The sequence below is a fragment of the Salegentibacter lacus genome, assembly GCF_020164555.1.
Classification (GTDB): Bacteria; Bacteroidota; Bacteroidia; order Flavobacteriales; family Flavobacteriaceae; genus Salegentibacter; species Salegentibacter lacus.
The window spans coordinates 25,691-45,316 of record NZ_JAIQZB010000012.1; the positions used below are offsets into that span (position 1 = coordinate 25,691).

The following is a 19,626-nucleotide window of genomic DNA, read 5'->3' on the forward strand; positions in this document are numbered from 1 at the left end:
AAACAAATATAAAAACTAAGCCGGGAAAAACTGATTTTTAAGAAAAACAAAAAAGCTAAGTAATCGTCATCGCGAGCGAGGAACGAGCGCGGCGATCTGTTGCTGAAAGTTAGATTTTCTAGAAAAGTGATCATCCACAAAAGATTGCCTTGTCGGCTAACGCCTTCGCAATGACGAATATGGATTTTAATTCTAGTTCTTCAACGACTTCATATCAATCACAAAACGATATTTTACATCAGATTTTACCACGCGATCGTAAGCTTCGTTGATATTTTGTATATCAATCATTTCAATATCTGATACGATATTATGCTCGCCACAAAAGTCTAGCATTTCCTGGGTTTCTTTAATACCACCAATCACCGAACCGGCAATGCGTTTACGCCCGCCAATTAATCCGCCACCGTGAACAGGATCGAGAGGTTCAATAGCGCCAACCAAAACCATAGTAGCATCCCTTTTGAGCAAGGCTATATATGGATTCATATCGTGACCCACCGGAACGGTATTTAGAAGGAAATCGAAAGATCCAGCCTGTTTTTTCATATCATCTTCATTCTTTGATACCAAAACTTCATCAGCACCGAGTTTTTTCGCGTCTTCAGATTTTGAAGGAGAGGTAGTAATCATAACAACGTGCGCGCCTATAGCGTGAGCAAATTTTACTCCCATATGGCCGAGTCCGCCAAGGCCAATTACGCCAACCTTATCTCCTTTTTTTACATTCCAGTGGCGAAGCGGTGAGTAAGTAGTAATTCCCGCGCAAAGTAGCGGTGCAGTGGCTTTAGCATCTATATTTTCAGGAATTCTAAGTACAAATTCCTTATCTACTACTATTTGTTCAGAATAACCTCCAAAGGTATGTCCGCCCAAATGTTTGTCTTTGCTGTTGTAGGTAAGCGTGGCGCCTTTTTCACAGAATTGCTCAAGGTCTTCTTTACAGGAATCGCACTCCTGGCAGGAATCTACCATGCAGCCTACGCCCACAAGATCACCTTCCTTAAAATTGCTCACGTTTTTACCAATCTGGGTTACCCGGCCAATAATTTCGTGTCCCGGTACCACGGGATATTTTGAATTTTTCCAGTCGTTTCGAACCTGGTGGATATCACTATGGCAAACCCCACAATATTCTATTTCAATTTTCACATCGTCTGCGGTAATCTCTCTACGTTCAATGTTTAAGGCTTTTAAATTGGCATCGCTGGATTGCGCGCCATATGCTTTTACTTCGTTCATATCAATTCGTTTTTCTTAAAGATAAAGAATAGAGAGGCTAATATTCAAATGATGATATTGGTTTAACTTAATTTAACTTCCGTTCGTAAGAATTGTTGGAATACTATAGGAAACAGCCTGAAAACGCAGGGCATTTAGAATATTTCTTTTTACATTAGGGCGAATTTTGAAAGTACTAGAAAAGATGAAAAAACATCCCGGAATAAATACAATTTGTACCCATAGTGGTGAACTGGAAGACAAACAATTTAAAGGTGCGATTTCGCCGTTATATATGGCGACATCCTATGCTTTTGAAGATGTAGAGGTGAAGCGTTACCCAAGATATTTTAATACACCAAATCAGGTGGCCCTGGCGCAAAAAATGGCGGCTCTGGAACATGGAGAAGCCGCTTTGATCTTTGGAAGTGGTATGGCCGCAGTAAGCACAGCGCTTATGGCTTTTGCCCAAAAAGGAGATCACGTGGTTTTTCAGAATACACTTTATGGCGGAACCAGTAATTTAATTACTGAGGAATTTGAGAAATTCGGAATTGAATTTTCGTTCACAAAAGACTCAAAACCGGAATCATTTGAAGCTGAAATCAAAGAAAATACAAAGGTTATTTATATTGAAACACCTTCAAATCCGCTGCTTACCGTAACCGATATCAAGGCGATAGCCGAGATTGCCAAAAAACACAAGCTGGTGAGTATGATAGATAACACTTTCGCTTCCCCAGTGAACCAGAACCCTATAGATTTCGGAATTGATGTGGTGTTGCATTCGGCTACCAAATATATGGGCGGGCATAGTGATATCCTGGCAGGGACGGCGATAGCTTCCGAAGAACATATAGATAAGATCTTTCAGCTGGCTAAAAATTTCGGCGGAAGTTTGAGCGATTTTACTGTTTGGATGCTGGAGCGTAGTCTGAAAACTATGGGATTACGGGTAAAAGCCCAAAATGAAAATGCTTTGGAATTAGCTCGTTTTCTTGAAAAACACGATGATATCTCTCGGGTTTATTATCCCGGTTTGGAATCGCATCTAGATCATCAGCTGGCAAAATCACAAATGAAAGGTTTTGGAGGTATGATGTCTTTCGAATTGCGTGACGGACTGGATTTTGATCTCTTTCAGAAAAAATTAAAGCTGATAAAACCTTCAATGAGCCTGGCGGGTGTTGAATCTACGATCTTATCGCCTTCAAAAACATCCCACGGTTTGCTTTCTCCTGAAGAAAGGGAAGCCCAGGGAATTAGAGATGGATTGATGAGATTTTCGGTAGGAATCGAGGAGAAAGAAGATTTAATGGAAGACCTGGAGCAGGCGTTGAAAAAGCTTAGAGGTTAGAAGTTTGAGGTTTTTTGACATATCAAGAATTAAGATTTCCGTCGCAGTTTATCTGAGGTTTTATTGGGACGGAAATGACTATAATAGATTTTCGCCTGCGCGGAAATGACAAAAGTATTATTATGAAACTAGATATATTGGCTATTGGCTCGCATCCCGATGATGTGGAATTAAGTTGCTCGGGCACTATTGCAAAAGAAGTTGACAGAGGAAAAAAGGTGGGGATTTTGGATCTCACACGCGGGGAATTGGGAACGCGGGGAACTGCCGAAACCCGTGATAGAGAGGCAAGAAATGCTGCTGAAATTCTTGGGGTTTCTTTTAGGGAAAACCTGGAATTTAGTGATGCTTTTTTTGAAAATAACACTTCACATCAGCTGGAGATTATAAAAGTTTTGCGAAAGTACCGTCCTGAAATTGTGTTATGCAACGCAGTAGACGATAGGCATATAGATCACGGGAAAGGAGCGAAGTTGGTAAGCGATGCCTGTTTTCTTAGCGGGTTGAGAAAAATTGAAACCATTCACGATCGTGAGAGTCAGGAGTCATGGAGGCCAAAACACGTTTATCATTATATCCAGTGGAAAAATTTAAAACCCGATGTGGTGGTGGATATTTCGGGATATATGGATAAAAAGATGGAATCGGTAAAAGCCTATAAAAGTCAGTTTTTTGATGAAAGCAGTAAGGAGCCGCAAACCCCAATCTCAAGTAGTAACTTCCTGGAAAGTATCACCTATAGAGCGAGAGACCTAGGAAGATTAATTAACACAGAACATGCCGAAGGTTTCACCGTAGAACGCTACCCGGCGGTAGATTCCATTTTCGATTTAATCTAAAATTAATTTTAGTTTTCGCTAATTATTTAATTTGAAGCTTCTTAGCTTTATTTACAGTAAATAGCACTGAAATTCGTTCTAATATTGAAATTTTTTCTTTGGGAAATAGCTAAAATAAACTACATTTGCAACCGCAATTAAAATGGTGGTTGTAGCTCAGCTGGTTAGAGCGCCGGATTGTGGTTCCGGAGGTCGCCGGTTCGAAACCGGTCTTCCACCCCTTTATTCAACCCTTCAGTTCGCTGAAGGGTTTTTTTATGGAGTTATTTACAACCCAGGTAATGCTGAACTTATTTCAGTATCTAACATGTATTAAGTCCGAACATTTTAGACCCTGAAATAAATTCAGGTGACGATGCCTACTTTAGTTAATTGTGATTGTTTCAGCATCTAAGCAGAATGAAGTAAACCATTATTTTTTTCTACTGATGCTTCTAAAAGCCTAAAATCAATCCCTATTTTTACGTTACCAAAATTTCTAATATGAACTCCAGAGAAGAGCAGCTAAAAGCATTTGATCGTTTATTGACCATAATGGATGAACTTCGGGAACAGTGTCCCTGGGATAGAAAACAAACAATGGAATCGCTAAGGCATCTTACCATTGAAGAAACCTACGAACTTGGCGATGCGATTTTAGATAAAGATCTGGAAGAAGTGCGAAAGGAACTTGGTGATTTATTACTACACCTCGTTTTTTATGCGAAAATAGGAAGTGAAACCAAAGACTTTGATATTGCTGATGTTGCTAACGGAATTTGTGATAAGTTAATAGATCGCCACCCACATATTTATGGCGATGTTGAGGTTGCTGATGAGGAGGAAGTAAAAAGAAATTGGGAAAATCTAAAATTAAAAGAGGGTAAGAAAAGCGTATTGGAAGGTGTTCCCCGTTCCCTTCCGGCTGTTGTAAAAGCAAGCAGAATTCAGGAGAAAGTAGCGGGTGTTGGTTTTGACTGGGAAAAACCGGAACAGGTTTTTGAAAAACTGCAGGAAGAGCTGGGTGAATTACAGCACGAAATAAATACCGAAAATAAAGATAGGATTGAAGCTGAATTTGGCGATGTAATGTTCTCTATGATCAACTATGCGCGATTCCTCGGTATAAATCCTGAAAATGCCCTGGAGCGCACGAATAAAAAGTTTATCACGCGTTTTCAGTATTTGGAAAGTAAAGCTGTAGAGCAAAACAAAGCTTTAAAAGATATGACCTTAGCCGAAATGGATGGTTTTTGGAATGAGGCTAAGTTGTTGTAAAATGAATATACCCTTCTCATTGAAAATTTTTAACTCGGGTTTACGAAACTTTACTCAAAATTTATTGCAGCTCATAGAAAACTCATAATTGTAAACTTTAGTAGGAAGTTAGGTCTCATTTAATATGAAAAAAAGTCTAAAAAGAACAGATAGAGGATTATCTCATTATCGTGACCTCAAAAAAGATTTAGAATCTAGTAATGAAAGAATAAGTAAATCCCTACCTCTATTTATAAGAATAATGTATTATGATACAAACCCGTGGATCAAACAAATAAACCGCTTTGATTTTTTAAGGTTAGCGACCCTTGATAAAAATTTTGGAATTATTGATACAAAAATTAACAAATGGGTATCCTATTGTTCAAAAATATCTCCTAAGAAAGCAGATCATTTAGAAATCTCGCTGGAGAATTTTTTTGAAAGTAGAATTTTAAAAATTCAGAATAAATTGTTTACTGTAAAGGATTTTGTTTTCGCTTTAGCTTACAACGGCGGAATTCATATGGTACCGGATAAAAAATTTGAAGAAACCTACAACTTGATTTATGAGGAGCTATTTGAAAAGTATCCAATTATAGCATTTAATTTAACAGAACAAATTTCACAGGTTTTTGTTCAAATTTTTGATGAATTATATTCTATACTAATTGGGGAAAATAATGCCTATGCCTTTAACACAAAGTTTGCTCCAAAAATTGTTGAAAATGGTAAAATGCTTGAAGGTAATTTGTTTGAGCATGCTTACTTACAGTTTCCAATTAGAGAGAAAAAATCAAAAGGAATAAGATTCTGTTTAGAGATTAAAATTCGAAATAATAGCTCCAAAAATAAAATTTTTGAATATGGTCATCGACAGAATGAAAGTCTCCAGATAAAACTTTTTCAAAGTAACAATTTCACAGTCCTAGATGTTAAAACAACCAATGATAAATGTACATTACGATATGACTTAAAAGATAAAGTTAATGAGTTTATAAGTCTAGAAATTGCTCTGTACCCAAGCGGTCATTTAATTTTGGCAATAAATAATTTGGTTGTAGCAAATGGAAAAATCAACGATAAAATCTCAATTATAGATGGTAAGGTGATAATTGGGAGCGATTTATCAGGAAATTCATTTGGAGATTTTTTTGAAAAAACAATAACCGCTCAATCTATAGACCGAAATAATGATTTTCGAGTTTTAAATGCTTACGCAATGAAAAGGTTGAAATTACCACCTCAAAATATTCTTTATAATCAAATAAAAAGAGAATTCATTAATTAAGGGCAACTTAACAAAGAACTTAGCTCATCATCATTTACCAAAAACAATCACCTTCGGGTGAATCTCTAGTGCTGAAAAACCCAGGTTGTCTTTGATCCATTCAAGGCTTTTTGCAGTGTAGAAAAAAACGTGGGTAGCATCGTTTTTATAATACCAGTGATCAAAATTGATTTCTGCTGAATAAATAGAGGTTTTGCAATAGAGTTTTCCTCCGAGGTGCAGTAGTGCCGCCAATTCACTGAACTCCCGTTTTGGCTCGTAAAAATGCTCCATCACTTCACAGCAAATTATAAAATCGTATTTAGCTTTTAATACTTCAGTGTTGGGATGGAAGTAGGGATCGTAAAGCGCTACAGTATAGCCTTCTTTTTCCAGTTCGGTGGTCGCTACAGGGCCTGTGCCGCAGCCGTAGTCCAAACCTTTATGTTTAGTAGAAAAATCTTTTAAAACCCTTGAAGTTATTGGGTTCACAAAATCCTGATACCTGGAATCTTCAACATCGTTGTTATGAGTGAGATAACGTGCTTCTTCCGCTATTTTGGAAACATAAAATTTGGGTAAAAGTTGAATGCCACCGCAATTGGAGCATTCAACAAATTCCCGGTTCTTACTTTTCCAAAATTTCTTTGTTGGGCCTTCGCAAAGAATACAATTCATAACCGCTTTTCTTAGTAAAGCGACTTGATTTTACGCAATTTTTCTTTCCAAACTTCCAGTTGTTCCTTCTGGTCTGCTATATTTTTATGTACATCCTGTACCAAAGGATTGTCTTCATCTACATTAGAGAAGAACTGCAGGTTGTTTTCCAGCTGGCGAATTTCAGCTTTTGTTTCTTCTACTTTTTTGGTAAGGAAATAATGCTCATTTCGAAGCTTTTTATCATCATCGGCATCGTTTAAGGCCTGTACCTTGTTCTCGTATTTCAGCATTTCTGCCTTAGTGTGATCTACGTCCAGCTTATTAAAAAGTTGATCTAAAGCCTTGTTGAATTTTCCTTCAATAAAACGCTTGTTGTAAGGAACTCTTCCCAAATTTTTCCAGTCTTCTATAAACTGTTTAATTTTAGGCAGATCTTCTTTTTTGTCACCGCTAAGCTCTAAAGATTTAACCTGATCTAGCAATTCTTTTTTCTTGTCATAAGCCTCAAATTCCTCTTTATTTTCGTCGTCACGGCTTTCGTGCATGCGTTCAAAATAATGATTGCAGGCTGCTTTAAACTGTTTCCAAACCTTATCGCTGTCTTTTCTTGGTACGTGACCAATCTTCTTCCAATCGGCCTGTATTTTCTTCATTAAAGGTGTAACCGTTTTAAAATCGTCACTATCCTTATTATCTTCAGCAATTTTAATAAGCTCTTTTTTCTTTTCGAGGTTATCGTATTGTTGCTTTTTTAATTTTTTATAGAAAGCGTTTTTGTTTCGGTTAAATCGGCGTACGGTTTGTTTAAAATCGGTCCAGGTTTCTTCATTCTTACTACGCGGAACTTTTCCTGCATTAAAAAATGCTTCCCGAAGTGCCTCAATTTCCTTGATTTTTTGCTGCCATTTATTATGGCTTGTATACTCTTCGTCTGCAATTACCCTTATCTTCTCAATAATCACCTGCTTGGCTTTCCAGTTCTCTTCGTAACGCTCGTCCATGGTGTTGAAGAATTCCTGGCGCTTATCGTGAATTTGTTTGGTAGCGCTGCTAAAACGTTCCCAGATATCTTCCCGAAATTCTTTTGCTACAGGGCCAAGTTCTTCTTTCCACATTTTGTGGAGCATTTGCAATTCTCTAAACGCACGATTTATATCCTCTTCCTGAACTAATTCTTCAGCCCGGTCAATTACCTTTAATTTTTGATCAAGGTTGTGTTTAAAATCAAGATCCCGAAATTCACGATTTAAATGAAGAAAATCGTAAAAGTTCTCGACGTGGTGATGGTAAGTATTCCAAACATCGTTATATTTTTCTCGCGGAATTGGTCCCGCAACACGCCAGCGATCCTGAAGTTCTTTAAAATGCTTGTAAGTGGTATTTATATTTTCTTCAACATCTATAAGACCCTTTAACTCTTCAATTATTTCTAGACGTTTATCCAGGTTTTTATTAAGGTCCTGTTTGAGTTGCTTGTAGTAGTTATTGCGTTTTTCCCTGTAATCGAAATAAAGGGAATTAAAACGTTTTTTAAGCGGAGTAGAGTAGTGGAAATCTATAATATTCCCGCCATCGGCAAGAAATTCTTCTTTTTTCTCTTCTTCCTCTTCATTAAATTTCGCATTGAATTCTGCACGAATTTCAATCACATGGTCTTTAATAGCCTGGACTTTTTCCTTTTTAAGCAGGGATTCAAATTCATCTACCAACTGCTCCTTACTCATTGCGTGATAATCTTTTTTCGCAATATCGTGGCGTTCAGACTTGGTTTCATCTTCGCTGTCTTCAGCTACTGAATCGTCTATATGATCCTGGTGATGCTTTGAAGTTCGTCCTTCTTCTTCAGAAGTTTCCTCATCATCGTCATCTTCATCTGAAACATCTTTAGATTGAGCTCCGGTTTCTGCCTGAATCTTTTCTTCTTCCGGCCGGGTTTTCTTCTGGCTTTCTTCAACAATAGCAGCATCGCCATCTTTGTCTGACTCGGCTTTATCGGAATTATCTTCAGCTTTAGCTTCGGTTTCTGCCTGAACTTTTTCTTCTTCTACCCGGGTTTTCTTGCGGCTTTCTTGAAGAATAGCATCATCTTCATCGTCTTCTTCGCTAGTCGCTTTATTTTCTTCTGAAGTATTCTTTTTGTCTCCGGCTTCAGCAATCATCGCATCTTCCAGCCTGTCTTCTTCAGATTTAATTTCAGAGGCGGTTTCTGCCGGCTCTATAACAGTATCTTTATCTTTTGAAGGTTTCTCGGTTTTAGACTTTTGAGAAAATGAATTTTCCTCTGCATTAGCCTCCTTGTTTTCTTCGGTCAACTTTTTTCCATCCTGAGCTTTTTCAGGATTATTGGTTGATTCGTTAGAAAACTCCTCTTTATTTTTATCATTTTCTTGCTGAGACATATCTTTCAATGTTAAGGTTCTTGTGAATTAATTAGGCTGAAAGATAGTAACTCCACTAAAATTGGGCAAACAAATCCCTTTTTTTGTAAAGTTAAAACGGAAAATGGTGTGGCTATTTATTCCAGATTCTCCAGGCACTTTCGGCCTGTAATTGCAGCATTTTTAGTCCATTGGTAACGCTTGCTCCCTGTTTTTTTGCACGAGCCATCAATTGGGTGGTCTCCGGATTGTATATAAGATCGTAAACCAGGTGTTTCTCGGTTAAATACTGAAAAGGGACTTGTGGATTTTTATCTACCTCTGGGGAGGTTCCCACAGGAGTGGTGTTGATGATAACGGTGTATTCTTTTATTATTTCTTCTGAAAGGTCATCGTAGCTCAACCTACCTTCTCCCGAAGTTCTTGAAACAAATTTATATTCGATCCCTAATTTCTTTAAGGTGTAGGCTACAGCTTTTGAGGCACCACCGGTACCCAGAATTAGCGCCTTTGTATGGTGAGCTTTTAGAAGAGGTTTTAAAGAGTCAGAAAACCCAATATAATCTGTATTATATCCAATAAGCTTGTTGCCGTCTACTTTAATAGTATTTACCGCGCCAATTTCCTTAGCTTCAGGAGCTAAATTGTCTAAAAATGAAATGATTTCCTGTTTATATGGAATGGTAACATTTAGCCCGTGCAGGTTAGGTGTTTCCTTTATCACATCCCGGAATTGTTTTAAATTCTCCAGGTCAAAATTATTGTATTCAGCTTCAATATTTTCGTTTTCAAATTTATTAGTAAAGTAAGACTTGGAAAACGAGTAACTGATATTTTTTCCTATTAGCCCAAAATTTTTCATCGTTTAACGGGTTTTTGGTTTTTCTTTTCGTACCAGGCGAGTCCAAGTACTATAAGTATACCTACAAAGATAAAGAAAATTGCGAGCCAGGTTTCGGAAGAAGAGAATGTGGGTAAATACCGGTCGTAATAATCTATTATTGCATTCCCTTCACTGTCTAAAATCATTTCGCCATCGGCGCTAATTTTAAAGATCTTTTCTTTCCAGGGCCAAACCACGCCCAGGGAGCCGGTAATAAATCCTATTATTGTAGCAAAAGTATCTTTTTTATAGTGTTTGAGAACGAAACCCAGAAGATGGGAAAGCGTTACTAAACCGGCCAGCGATCCTGCGCCAAATACGAGTAGTACTTCGAGCAACCTAATTCGTTCTGGATCGGTAAGAAAGCTCAAATCCCACAGCATCAAATCGGCTATGGTATCGTACAGGGCATTTACAGAATCAACCAGTAGTAAAACATAATTTCCAAGTAAAATAAGGATAAATGAGCCGGAAAGTCCTGGGAGCGTCATTCCTGAAACGCCAACCATTCCGCAAAAAAATACAAACCAGAGATTATCATTTTCTTTCGCAGGTTCAAGGAAACTAATGGCTAGACCGGCAATTATCCCGAGGAAAACAAAAACCATGGAACGTTTGCTCCATTCGTCAAAATCTTTACTAATGTAATAAATGGAACCTACAATCATTCCGAAGAAAGCTGCCCAAACATAGAGTTCATACTGCAAGATTAAATAGTCCAGTAATTTTGAGACGCTAAAATAACTAATGAGCATTCCCAGGATAAGTAAGCCCAGAAATTTTCCGTTGGTATAATGATATAAACTTCTAAACCGCCCGTTAATAAGCAATATAAAAGCCTTGTAATTTATTTTTTGAAGTGAATAGATAAATTCTTCGTAGAATCCGGCAACAAAAGCCACAACACCCCCAGACACACCGGGAACTTTATTAGCTGCTCCCATAGCTAAACCTTTAAGTACCAAAAGCACTTTATCTGTAAAGGTTCTAGTTTGTTGCATTAGCTTTCGTTGAACTTTTTGAGGCGAAAATTTCCAGGCTTAGAATTAAGAGAAACCCTGCAAACATTAAAAGGATTGCATATAATGTTTGTGGTTGCCCATCAAAATTCCAGGGTAAAACCGAAGCTTCTCTTAATACAACTTCTTTATCACCGTACATTTCGGTTTCAAGAACATGTTTCCAGGGCCATATCTTATTCAGGGAACCGGCAATAAAACCCGTAAGTACCGCCAGGGTAATACTGCTGTAATGTACAAAAAGCCATTTAAGAATTTTAGAAAAACTAAGAAGCCCGATCACGGCTCCAACGGCAAAGATCCCCAGAGTTTGGAAATCGAAATCGTGTGCAGCTTCGGTAATTCTTTTATAAGCTCCAAGAAGCACTAAAATAAAGGCTCCGGAAATTCCCGGAAGTATCATTGCGCAAATAGCAATGGCTCCGGAAAAAAAGATGAATAAATTACTGTCGTTTGCAGCCATTGGAGGCAGGGAAACGATATAAAATGCGACTCCTGCGCCAATGAGCAGCGCGAGTACAATCTTAAAATTCCATTTGGGGATTTGTTTGCCAACATACCAGATACTGGCAAGCACAAGACCAAAGAAAAAAGACCAGATCAAAATTGGGTGATTTTCCAGCAGATAATTTGCAATTCGCATAAGTGAAAAAACACTAATAAGGATACCTATTAACAGCGCTAAAATAAATGGCCCGTTAAGTTGGTGCCACATTGCTTTAAAACCTTTCTCCTTCCAGGTTGTAATCAGCGAGAAGTTTACCCCGCTAATGGTAGAGATTAGTTCTTCGTAAATTCCTGTAATAAAAGCAATGGTACCTCCCGATACTCCGGGAACAACATCTGCCGCGCCCATCGCCATACCTTTTAGGGTTACTGGAAGATAGTCTTTAAAGCTTTTTCGCATGTGTACAAATTAAAATTCCGGCTCAAAGTTAGCAAAATAACTAAGAGAGGTTTATAAAGGAATTTATAATTTGCCTTACACTTTTACGGTTAAAAATTTGAGGAAATAATTCTTCGATTACAATATAATATTCGGCGTCTAACTTTAATCCTTTGTTAAGGTGAAAATAGGCTTTTTCTCCTTCATTATGACTAAAATAAAGGCCGGCCAAACGGAATTCAACCTCGGCTGTATCAGGATAAAATTCCAACGCCTGGTTAAGATTCTTTATAGCAGTTTCAAATTCACCAAGATCTATTAAAATATCGCAGCGTCTAATCCAGGTTTCTAATTCGTAATTACCAAGATCAAGGCTTTTTTTATAGCCTCGTTCCGCCTCTTCATAAAACTTAAGGCGGTTATTAATTTTGGCGTAACGTTTCCAATATAAAACGTTTTCCTCGTCAATATTTATCGCTTTGTTAATGTAATAAAGGGCTTTCTGGTAATTTTTCTTTTTAATATAAAAATCGGTGATTGCAATCCAGCCTTTATCTAAAAGCGGATCTTCGTGCACACAATCTTTATAATGCTTAAGAGCAAGCTCATTTAATCCAAGTTTTTCGAAACACTTCCCAATGCGTAAATAAGCAAAAGAAGTAGGATCGTCTAACTCAAGAGTTAAACGGTAGTTTTCAATAGCTTCGTGGTAACGACCTAATTTCTCCAGTACTTTTCCTTTTTCAAGATAAGCACCTATAAAATAATCATCACTAATTATTGCAAAATCGAAAGCCGATAATGCCTTATCGTAATCTTTTAAATCAAAATATTGCTTTCCTACCTGGTGCCAGGCTACCTCGCAGTAAGGATTTTTATCCAAATACATATTCAGGTATTCAATAGCTTCGGTTTTTTGATCCAGAAAATCGAAACAATACATAATGTTGTAAAGCGCCGAATAATCTTCTTCATCGGCTTCCAAACATTTCATAAAGCTGAATTTCGCATTCTCAAAATCTTCAAGAAATAAGTGTTCCATCCCGATAAGTGAATAAACTTCAGCAGGGTCAAGGGTAATATCAAGCGCCATTTCTAAAACCTGAATGGCATTAGCGTGGCGATCACGTTTAGAAAGAATTTGAGCTTTTTGTATGTAAATTTCTTCGTTAGAAGATTCTAATTGTTGTAAATCGGTAAGCATTGCTTCAGCAACATCCAGTTTATCTTCAAAAACCAAAATCTCAATTTTAAAGAGTTTTAGGTTAGTAGAAGTAGGGTGCTGCGCCAGGCCTAATTTAACGGCTTTTTTGGCCAATGCAAATTTCCCGTTTTCCAAATAGTAGTTAATAATATCTTCAAATTCCGCGGAATCAAAGAATAAAACATCATTTGTTTTAAGCATAGATTCAAATCGGGAAAGTGAGAAATTGTTTTCGTCGTTATGGCTTAATTGCATACGTTGGTAATTACGGGATTTCTACTTTACTCACTAAGTGAGGTTTAATATTTCAACGCCTTTGTCGAAATTACAGGATCTTATTGAACTTTATGCCTTGCGAGCCTGTTCAAGGTATTTCCTAAAATTAAAAACGATTATGGTTGAATAGTTAAAAAATCAATATTGTTGTTAACAAATTAATTAACAGTTTTCTGCTATTACATTATATCATTCAATACGTCAATAATGATGCCACAGCCTTCTTTTATTTCCTCTTCAGAAATGGTGAGTGGCGGGGTAATTCTCACCGCTTTTTTCTCGAATAAAAGCCAGAAAAGGATGAGGTTTTTCTCTTTACATTTTAAGATTAACTTATTCGCTATTTCTTCTGAAGTTGTAAGAATGGCAAGCATTAAGCCCATTCCTCTTACTTCTGAAATTAATGGATGCACCAGCAATTCTCTAAAGAGTTTTTCCTTTTTGAGACTTTCTGACATTAAGTCTGAAGAAGTGATTTCTTTTAATGTAGCTAAAGCTGAAGCAGCAATTACAGGATTTCCCCCAAAGGTGGTGATATGTCCCATTTTTGGATTGTCAGAAAGTGTATCCATCATCTCAGCTGAAGCAGAAAAAGCACCAATTGGCATCCCGCCACCCATTCCTTTGCCCAAAGCAACGATATCGGGAACCATATCAAAATTCTGAAATCCAAAGAGTTTTCCTGTTCTTCCAAATCCGGGCTGGATTTCATCGAGAATCAATAAAGCGCCCACATCCTCGCAGCGTTGTTTCACTTTTTGCAAATAATTATTTTCTGGAAGTATAAATCCGGCTCCTCCCTGAATACTTTCCAGGATAACGGCTGCAGTTTTTTCGGTGATCTTTTGCAGCTCTTCCTCATCGTTAAACTCAATAAAGGAAATTGCTCCTAAAAGTGGCCTGAAAGGTTTTTGACGTTCTTCGTAATCCATTAAACTTAAAGAACCCATCGTATTCCCGTGATAGGCCTGGTGGGCAGCAATAATCTCGGCTCTCCCCGTATAACGCCTTGCCAGTTTTAGAGCGCCTTCTATGGCCTCGGTACCCGAATTGGTTAAGTAGGTTTTTTCCAACGGTTTCGGAAAATGTTTAGCTAGCATTTTAGTTAATTCTACGGCCGGCTGCTGCGCATATTCGCCGTAAACCATAACGTGCAGGTATTTTTCAGCCTGATCTTTAATAGCATTTACCACCTTAGGATGGCAATGCCCCAAACTGCAGGCCGAAACCCCGGCTACAAAATCCAGGTGCTTCTTTCCGTCAGTGGTAAAAATATAAGAACCTTTGGCCGATTCCACTTCAAGTCCCAGTGGATGCGGAGTGGTTTGCGCCTGGTATTTGAGAAAATCTTTATTCATTAGGTTGGTCTTCTTCAGCTTCAGTCTCTTCTTTATTTTCAATCGTATCTTCTGCAGCCTTAATCAACGTCTGAGGTTCTTTTAACTGCGGGATGCTATCTTTTACCCTGTTTTGTAGATCTTCGGGTTTTAATCTAGATTTATCATTGAGCAGCATGTCGTCTCCTTCTTCCCGTTCATCAAAGAACTCTTCCTCTTCATCCGGTAACGGGATACCTTTAATTTTAACTAGCTCGGGTACCGGTTTGCCTTTAAACAAATCTTCTTTTGTAAGTAATCTTTCGTCCCCACGCCAGTTGAAGCCAATTAATTCCCGAACGTTTTCGGGGAAATCTTCTTCCGGAGTTAAATTTCCCTCTACATTTTGGTAGTAATAAATATCCTCAATTTGCTGCTCTTTAAAAAGAATTTTAATTGAACTGGACAGGGTTTTGTTAATTCCAATAAGTTCCTGATCGCTATTTCGGCTATAATAGAGAGTTTCTGTATTTTTATTTATATCTACCTGGTATAGCTCATTATCTTCAAATAATCCTACCAGATCCATTCCTTTTACCTGGTTGTAACCTTGAATAGTATCTTTCTGAATTAAAAAAGCATTATTAAAAACCCGCATAGAATCCAGCTGCTCAGTTTTATTATTGCTTTGCAAATGAATGGTGTCTCCCGTCATTTGGCTCAGTCCGCTCCATAGAACTGGACTTCTTCTCTTGGTTACGGAAGTAACGGGACCGCTAGTAATATTAATCATTTTGGTAAGTGCGGTTTCCTGGTTTATATGAACGGAATCACTTTTCCCGCTCATATCTGTTTTGTAAAGGCGAACGTCATAAAATCCGCGAATAATACGTTTCTCGGGTTTTCCGGTAATCATTATGGTATCACCATGAATAAACAGCGAATCATTATCCTGAACGCTGGCGGCAACCGCTCTTTTGGTAATAAAAACGGAATCTTTATCCCGGAAAACTTCAGCATAATGGCCCGTGACCACACTTTCATTTATGGTATCTATAACTTCAATGTTATTGGTAGCCGAAGCAAAATTGGTATTCCGGTTAAAATACATACTGTCGCCTTTAACCGTTCTATTCTCGTAATCTATTTTCGAATTTTTGACGAAATAACCTGTATCGCCTCGGGTGTCGTAGAATCCGCGTTCGCAATAAACCGTGCTAGTTTCACTTTCTATAGTAGAAGGGCCGTAGAGATATGCGTGGCCGGTTTCCCCATAAAAATCAAGTTGTTCTGAATTTATGATGTATTCAGGATTGGTAAGCACCACATCTGAGACGAAAGAATATTTATCGTCTTCCATAAAATAACGACCAATATTACTGGTTATCACCCCGCCGGTATCTGTAACTTTCCCGCCACTTCTATAATAGGCTTGTTGTTTTAAACGATCAAAGAAAAGGCTGTCAGATTCCAGTGTAGTTTGTGGCCGCTTCATAACAACCTCTCCACTAGCGAAAGCAAATTGCGAGTTTCCGTTATATTCAGCATAATTGCTGTTTAGCTTTACGGTATCACCTTGTTGCATTCTGACATTTCCAAAAGCCCTAAAGAAATTTTCATCTTTATAATGAATAGCGAGATCGCACCAAACTTCTATCCCTTCATGTTTAAAATAAACCTGGTTTTCAACTTTGCTCAAAACAAAGGCTCCCGGATATTTTTCATCCTGAATATTTCTGTCGGCACTATAGTCAATTTCTTTTGCTTCCTGCGCCTGTGTTAAAGCTGGGAAAGCAAAAAAGGCAATTACTATAAAAAGAATGATTTTTTTCAAGCTGAAAATTTTTTCAAAAGTAACTAAATTTTCCGCCATAATTTATAGTAATCTATCTAAGCTGTTTTCTAAAATAATGAGAATTATATATAATAAAAAAGTTTATTTATTGAGAATTTACTGTCAAAAAGATAAATCTATCACAAAATTCACATAATTTAAGTCTTCTCAGCTTCTGTTTAGAAAACCTTAACAACTTAAATAAAACCCTGACACTTTTTACTGCGTATGTTTAATAAATAACTAAAGAACTTAAATTATGGAAAAACCACGTATTAAGGTAGATGCAGTTTCTGCAAAGCCTTTGAAAAACAGTAAATCCCGAAGAAAATTTCTTAAAATGGGAGGACTTGCAGTAGCAGGTTCAGGATTGTTGCTTTATGGATGTAGCAGTGATGATGACATGAATAACCCGGAACCTATGCCGGGAGAAGTTTTTGATCTGGGAAGCGGCGATGTAGGTATTTTAAATTATGCTTACGCCCTGGAGCAGTTGGAGGCTGCATTCTATACTAAGGTTCTAGATGGTTCTTATTGGGCCGGAGCTAATGCTGAAGAAAAAAAGATATTAGAAGATCTATATGACCACGAGGTAATTCACCGCGAATTTTTCAAGGCTGCCATTGGTGCAAACGCGGAGGCAAGCCAGGTATTACCAGAACTTGAATTTGACTTTAGCAGTGTGAATTTTGCCGATAGAAATTCTGTACTGGCCACCGCTAGAGTACTTGAAGATACGGGTGTAGCCGCATATAATGGCGCAGGAAGATTACTTCAAACTCCGGATTTTCTGGTGATTGCTGGGAAAATTGTTTCTGTAGAAGCAAGACACGCCGCAGCAATTCGCTCTATTTATCTAGAAGATGATACAGCTTTTGCAGGAGATGATATTATTGATAGCAACGGATTAGATCTAGCGAAAGATCCGCAAACAATTCTAAGCGAAGTTGGAAATACCGGCTTTGTAGTTACAGAATTCACTGCTAATAACTTGCCTCAATAATCTTTTAATCAACTTAAAAACAACATTATGGATATTATAAAATTTTTAGACGAATTTACTTCTGAAAGTCTTACGAAAAAGGCTTCATCGAGACGAGCTATGCTTGGTAATCTTGGTAGTTTTGGGAAAAAGGCAGCTATGGTAGCGGTGCCTTTTGGCCTGGCTTCAACATCGAGTAAAGCATTTGCTCAGGATAACGGGAATAATGCTATTGGAGCATTGCAGCTTGCGCTTACTCTAGAATACCTTGAAGCTGAATTCTACATTAAAGCCTTAGACTCTGGTGTGTTGCCCAGTGGCGGTAGAGCCGAAGCGGTATATAACCAAATTTCGAAACACGAATCTGCTCACGTTACATTTCTACAAACAGGTCTAGGAGATAATTCAGTAGATTCTCCGGAATTCGATTTTACGGCTGGAGGAGCTTTTGATCCTTTTAACCCAAATAATGATATGGCCTACGCTCAGTTATTAGCTTTAGCCCAGGCATTTGAGGATACCGGAGTTAGAGCTTACAAAGGACAGGCCGGAAATCTTATGGGAACCCAATTTTTAACCCCTGCTTTGCAAATACATTCTGTAGAAGCAAGACATGCTTCAGAAATAAGAAGGTTAAGAGCTGATGTTTTAAATGAAAATACTAACGAAAATGCTCTTGGCTGGATAACGCTAAACAACCGCGGACCGGGAATGCCGGAAGCAACGCAGGCAGTTTACGATGGTGAAGAGAATGTAGTACAGGGAGGAGTAAACCTGGTAGATGCTACAGGATTTAGCGCCGAAGCCGTATCGCAATCTTATGATGAACCAATGAGCGGGGAAGTAGCCCAGCAAATTGCAGGATTGTTTATCGTTTCATAAAGATAACTAACTCAATTCTAAGTTTTTGTTATAAGAATTTTGTTATGAAAAAAGCCGTTTCGATTTGAAACGGCTTTTTGATTTTTAAACTCGGTACGCTTTAAATTAGCGTTCTATAGTTTGTTTTCTATCGGGTCCTACTGAAACCACTTTAATTGGTATTTCCAGTTCTTTTTCTAAAAACTCTACATAATCAATCAACTCTTTCGGAAGTTCATCGGCCTTGGTCATTCCGGTAAGATCTGCTGCCCAACCCTTAATTTCGGTATAAACAGGTGTCACATTTTCCGGTTCAATATTATAGGGTAAATGATGAATTTCCTTTCCTTTATAATTATAGGCAGTACATACTTTTAGAGTTTTAAATCCGCTAAGTACATCACCTTTCATCATAATTAACTGGGTGATTCCGTTAACCTGAACTGCATATTTTAAAGCTACTAAATCCAGCCAGCCACATCTACGCGCGCGACCGGTGGTAGCACCAAATTCGTTACCTACACGTCCCATGGTTTCACCGTCTTCATCAAAAAGTTCGGTAGGGAAGGGGCCACTTCCAACGCGGGTTGTATATGCTTTGAAAATCCCATAGGCTTCACCAATTTTATTCGGCGCAACGCCAAGTCCTGTACAGGCTCCTGCAGCAGTAGTTGTGGAAGAAGTTACAAAAGGATAGGTTCCAAAATCAATATCCAGTAAAGATCCCTGGGCACCTTCGGCTAAAATAGTTTTTCCTTCTTTCTGGGCTTCGTGCAAATAAGCTTCACTATCTATAAAAGTTAGTGATTTCAGCGTTTTTATTGCATTAAAAAATTCCTTTTCCAGTTCAGCAAGATCATATTGAACATCTACATCGTAGAATTTGATCATCTTCTCGTGCTTATCGGCCAGAGTTCTGTATTTTTCTTTCCAGTTTTCCAGCTCTAAATCACCAACACGAATTCCGTTTCTTCCGGTTTTGTCCATATAAGTTGGACCAATACCTTTAAGGGTAGAACCAATTTTAGCCTTTCCTTTAGAAGCTTCAGAAGCCGCATCTAAAAGCCTGTGTGTAGGCAAAATTAAATGTGCTTTTCGGGAAATAAGCAGTTTAGATATATAATCTATATTGTGTTTGCTGAGGTTGTCCAGTTCTTTTTTAAAAATCACTGGATCTATCACTACGCCATTTCCTACAAGGTTAATGGTTTCATCGTGAAAAATTCCTGAAGGGATGGTGTGGAGTACGTGTTTTTGCCCATCGAATTCGAGCGTGTGTCCTGCGTTTGGTCCGCCCTGAAATCTCGCAATAATATCGTATTTAGAGGTGAGCACATCAACAATTTTTCCTTTGCCTTCGTCACCCCATTGGAGACCGAGTAGTAAATCTACCGCCATTGAAAT

16 protein-coding genes and 1 tRNA gene are annotated in these 19,626 nt (G+C 38.0%); 7 read left to right on the plus strand and 10 right to left on the minus strand.

What is annotated here, in order from left to right; translation table 11 throughout:
- Positions 1 to 192 precede the first annotated feature (192 nt).
- A complete protein-coding gene (locus LB465_RS11055; RefSeq protein WP_224469923.1) occupies positions 193 to 1,242 on the minus strand; it encodes an NAD(P)-dependent alcohol dehydrogenase in 1,050 nt (349 codons plus the stop codon).
- Between the two features lie 184 nt (positions 1,243 to 1,426).
- Between LB465_RS11055 and LB465_RS11060 the strand changes: the two genes are divergently transcribed.
- From LB465_RS11060 to LB465_RS11080, 5 genes are all read left to right on the plus strand, one after another.
- The gene (locus LB465_RS11060) at positions 1,427 to 2,578 is read left to right on the plus strand and encodes a trans-sulfuration enzyme family protein (protein ID WP_224470034.1); all 1,152 of its coding nucleotides are present in this window, start codon (positions 1,427 to 1,429) and stop codon (positions 2,576 to 2,578) included.
- Positions 2,579 to 2,700: 122 nt separating this feature from the next.
- Complete coding sequence (gene bshB1 / locus LB465_RS11065; RefSeq protein ID WP_224469924.1) at positions 2,701 to 3,417, plus strand: bacillithiol biosynthesis deacetylase BshB1; 717 nt, start codon at positions 2,701 to 2,703, stop codon at positions 3,415 to 3,417.
- A 144-nt stretch (positions 3,418 to 3,561) separates the two neighbouring features.
- A tRNA-His gene (locus LB465_RS11070) sits at positions 3,562 to 3,637 on the plus strand.
- A 263-nt stretch (positions 3,638 to 3,900) separates the two neighbouring features.
- Complete coding sequence (gene mazG / locus LB465_RS11075; protein ID WP_224469925.1) at positions 3,901 to 4,674, plus strand: nucleoside triphosphate pyrophosphohydrolase; 774 nt, start codon at positions 3,901 to 3,903, stop codon at positions 4,672 to 4,674.
- A 124-nt stretch (positions 4,675 to 4,798) separates the two neighbouring features.
- Positions 4,799 to 5,944, plus strand: a complete 1,146-nt coding sequence (locus tag LB465_RS11080) for a hypothetical protein (RefSeq protein ID WP_224469926.1) — start codon at positions 4,799 to 4,801, stop codon at positions 5,942 to 5,944.
- A gap of 30 nt (positions 5,945 to 5,974) precedes the next feature.
- On the opposite strand, the gene LB465_RS11085 is transcribed toward LB465_RS11080, so the two are convergent.
- The 8 genes from LB465_RS11085 to LB465_RS11120 all read right to left on the minus strand — a co-directional run bounded on the left by LB465_RS11085 (position 5,975) and on the right by LB465_RS11120 (position 16,418).
- Entirely contained in the window at positions 5,975 to 6,601 is a 627-nt protein-coding gene (locus LB465_RS11085; protein ID WP_224469927.1) for a class I SAM-dependent methyltransferase, read from the minus strand.
- Positions 6,602 to 6,612: 11 nt separating this feature from the next.
- Complete coding sequence (locus LB465_RS11090; RefSeq protein WP_224469928.1) at positions 6,613 to 8,982, minus strand: DUF349 domain-containing protein; 2,370 nt, start codon at positions 8,980 to 8,982, stop codon at positions 6,613 to 6,615.
- A 112-nt stretch (positions 8,983 to 9,094) separates the two neighbouring features.
- Positions 9,095 to 9,823, minus strand: coding sequence for a shikimate dehydrogenase family protein (locus LB465_RS11095; protein ID WP_224469929.1), 729 nt, complete (start codon positions 9,821 to 9,823; stop codon positions 9,095 to 9,097).
- Positions 9,820 to 10,845, minus strand: coding sequence for a DUF368 domain-containing protein (locus tag LB465_RS11100; protein ID WP_224469930.1), 1,026 nt, complete (start codon positions 10,843 to 10,845; stop codon positions 9,820 to 9,822). The genes LB465_RS11095 and LB465_RS11100 overlap by 4 nt, the downstream gene beginning before the upstream one ends.
- Positions 10,832 to 11,770 (minus strand): DUF368 domain-containing protein, encoded by a 939-nt coding sequence (locus LB465_RS11105; RefSeq protein ID WP_224469931.1) that lies wholly within the window; start codon positions 11,768 to 11,770, stop codon positions 10,832 to 10,834. Before LB465_RS11105 ends, LB465_RS11100 begins: the two co-directional genes overlap by 14 nt.
- 40 nt (positions 11,771 to 11,810) lie before the next feature.
- Positions 11,811 to 13,208, minus strand: a complete 1,398-nt coding sequence (locus LB465_RS11110) for a tetratricopeptide repeat protein (protein WP_224469932.1) — start codon at positions 13,206 to 13,208, stop codon at positions 11,811 to 11,813.
- A 200-nt stretch (positions 13,209 to 13,408) separates the two neighbouring features.
- Positions 13,409 to 14,587, minus strand: a complete 1,179-nt coding sequence (locus LB465_RS11115; protein ID WP_224469933.1) for an aspartate aminotransferase family protein — start codon at positions 14,585 to 14,587, stop codon at positions 13,409 to 13,411.
- Entirely contained in the window at positions 14,580 to 16,418 is a 1,839-nt protein-coding gene (locus tag LB465_RS11120) for an OstA-like protein (protein ID WP_224469934.1), read from the minus strand. Before LB465_RS11120 ends, LB465_RS11115 begins: the two co-directional genes overlap by 8 nt.
- A gap of 220 nt (positions 16,419 to 16,638) precedes the next feature.
- On the opposite strand from LB465_RS11120, the gene LB465_RS11125 reads away from it, so the two are divergent.
- Positions 16,639 to 17,382: a ferritin-like domain-containing protein gene (locus LB465_RS11125; protein ID WP_224469935.1), complete on the plus strand. Its 744-nt coding sequence runs from the start codon at positions 16,639 to 16,641 to the stop codon at positions 17,380 to 17,382.
- A 27-nt stretch (positions 17,383 to 17,409) separates the two neighbouring features.
- Entirely contained in the window at positions 17,410 to 18,243 is an 834-nt protein-coding gene (locus tag LB465_RS11130; RefSeq protein WP_224469936.1) for a ferritin-like domain-containing protein, read from the plus strand.
- 105 nt (positions 18,244 to 18,348) lie between these two features.
- On the opposite strand, the gene LB465_RS11135 is transcribed toward LB465_RS11130, so the two are convergent.
- Positions 18,349 to 19,620 carry an adenylosuccinate synthase gene (locus LB465_RS11135; protein ID WP_224469937.1) on the minus strand — a complete coding sequence of 424 codons (1,272 nt, stop codon included), beginning with the start codon at positions 19,618 to 19,620 and terminating at the stop codon, positions 18,349 to 18,351.
- Positions 19,621 to 19,626: the final 6 nt, after the last annotated feature.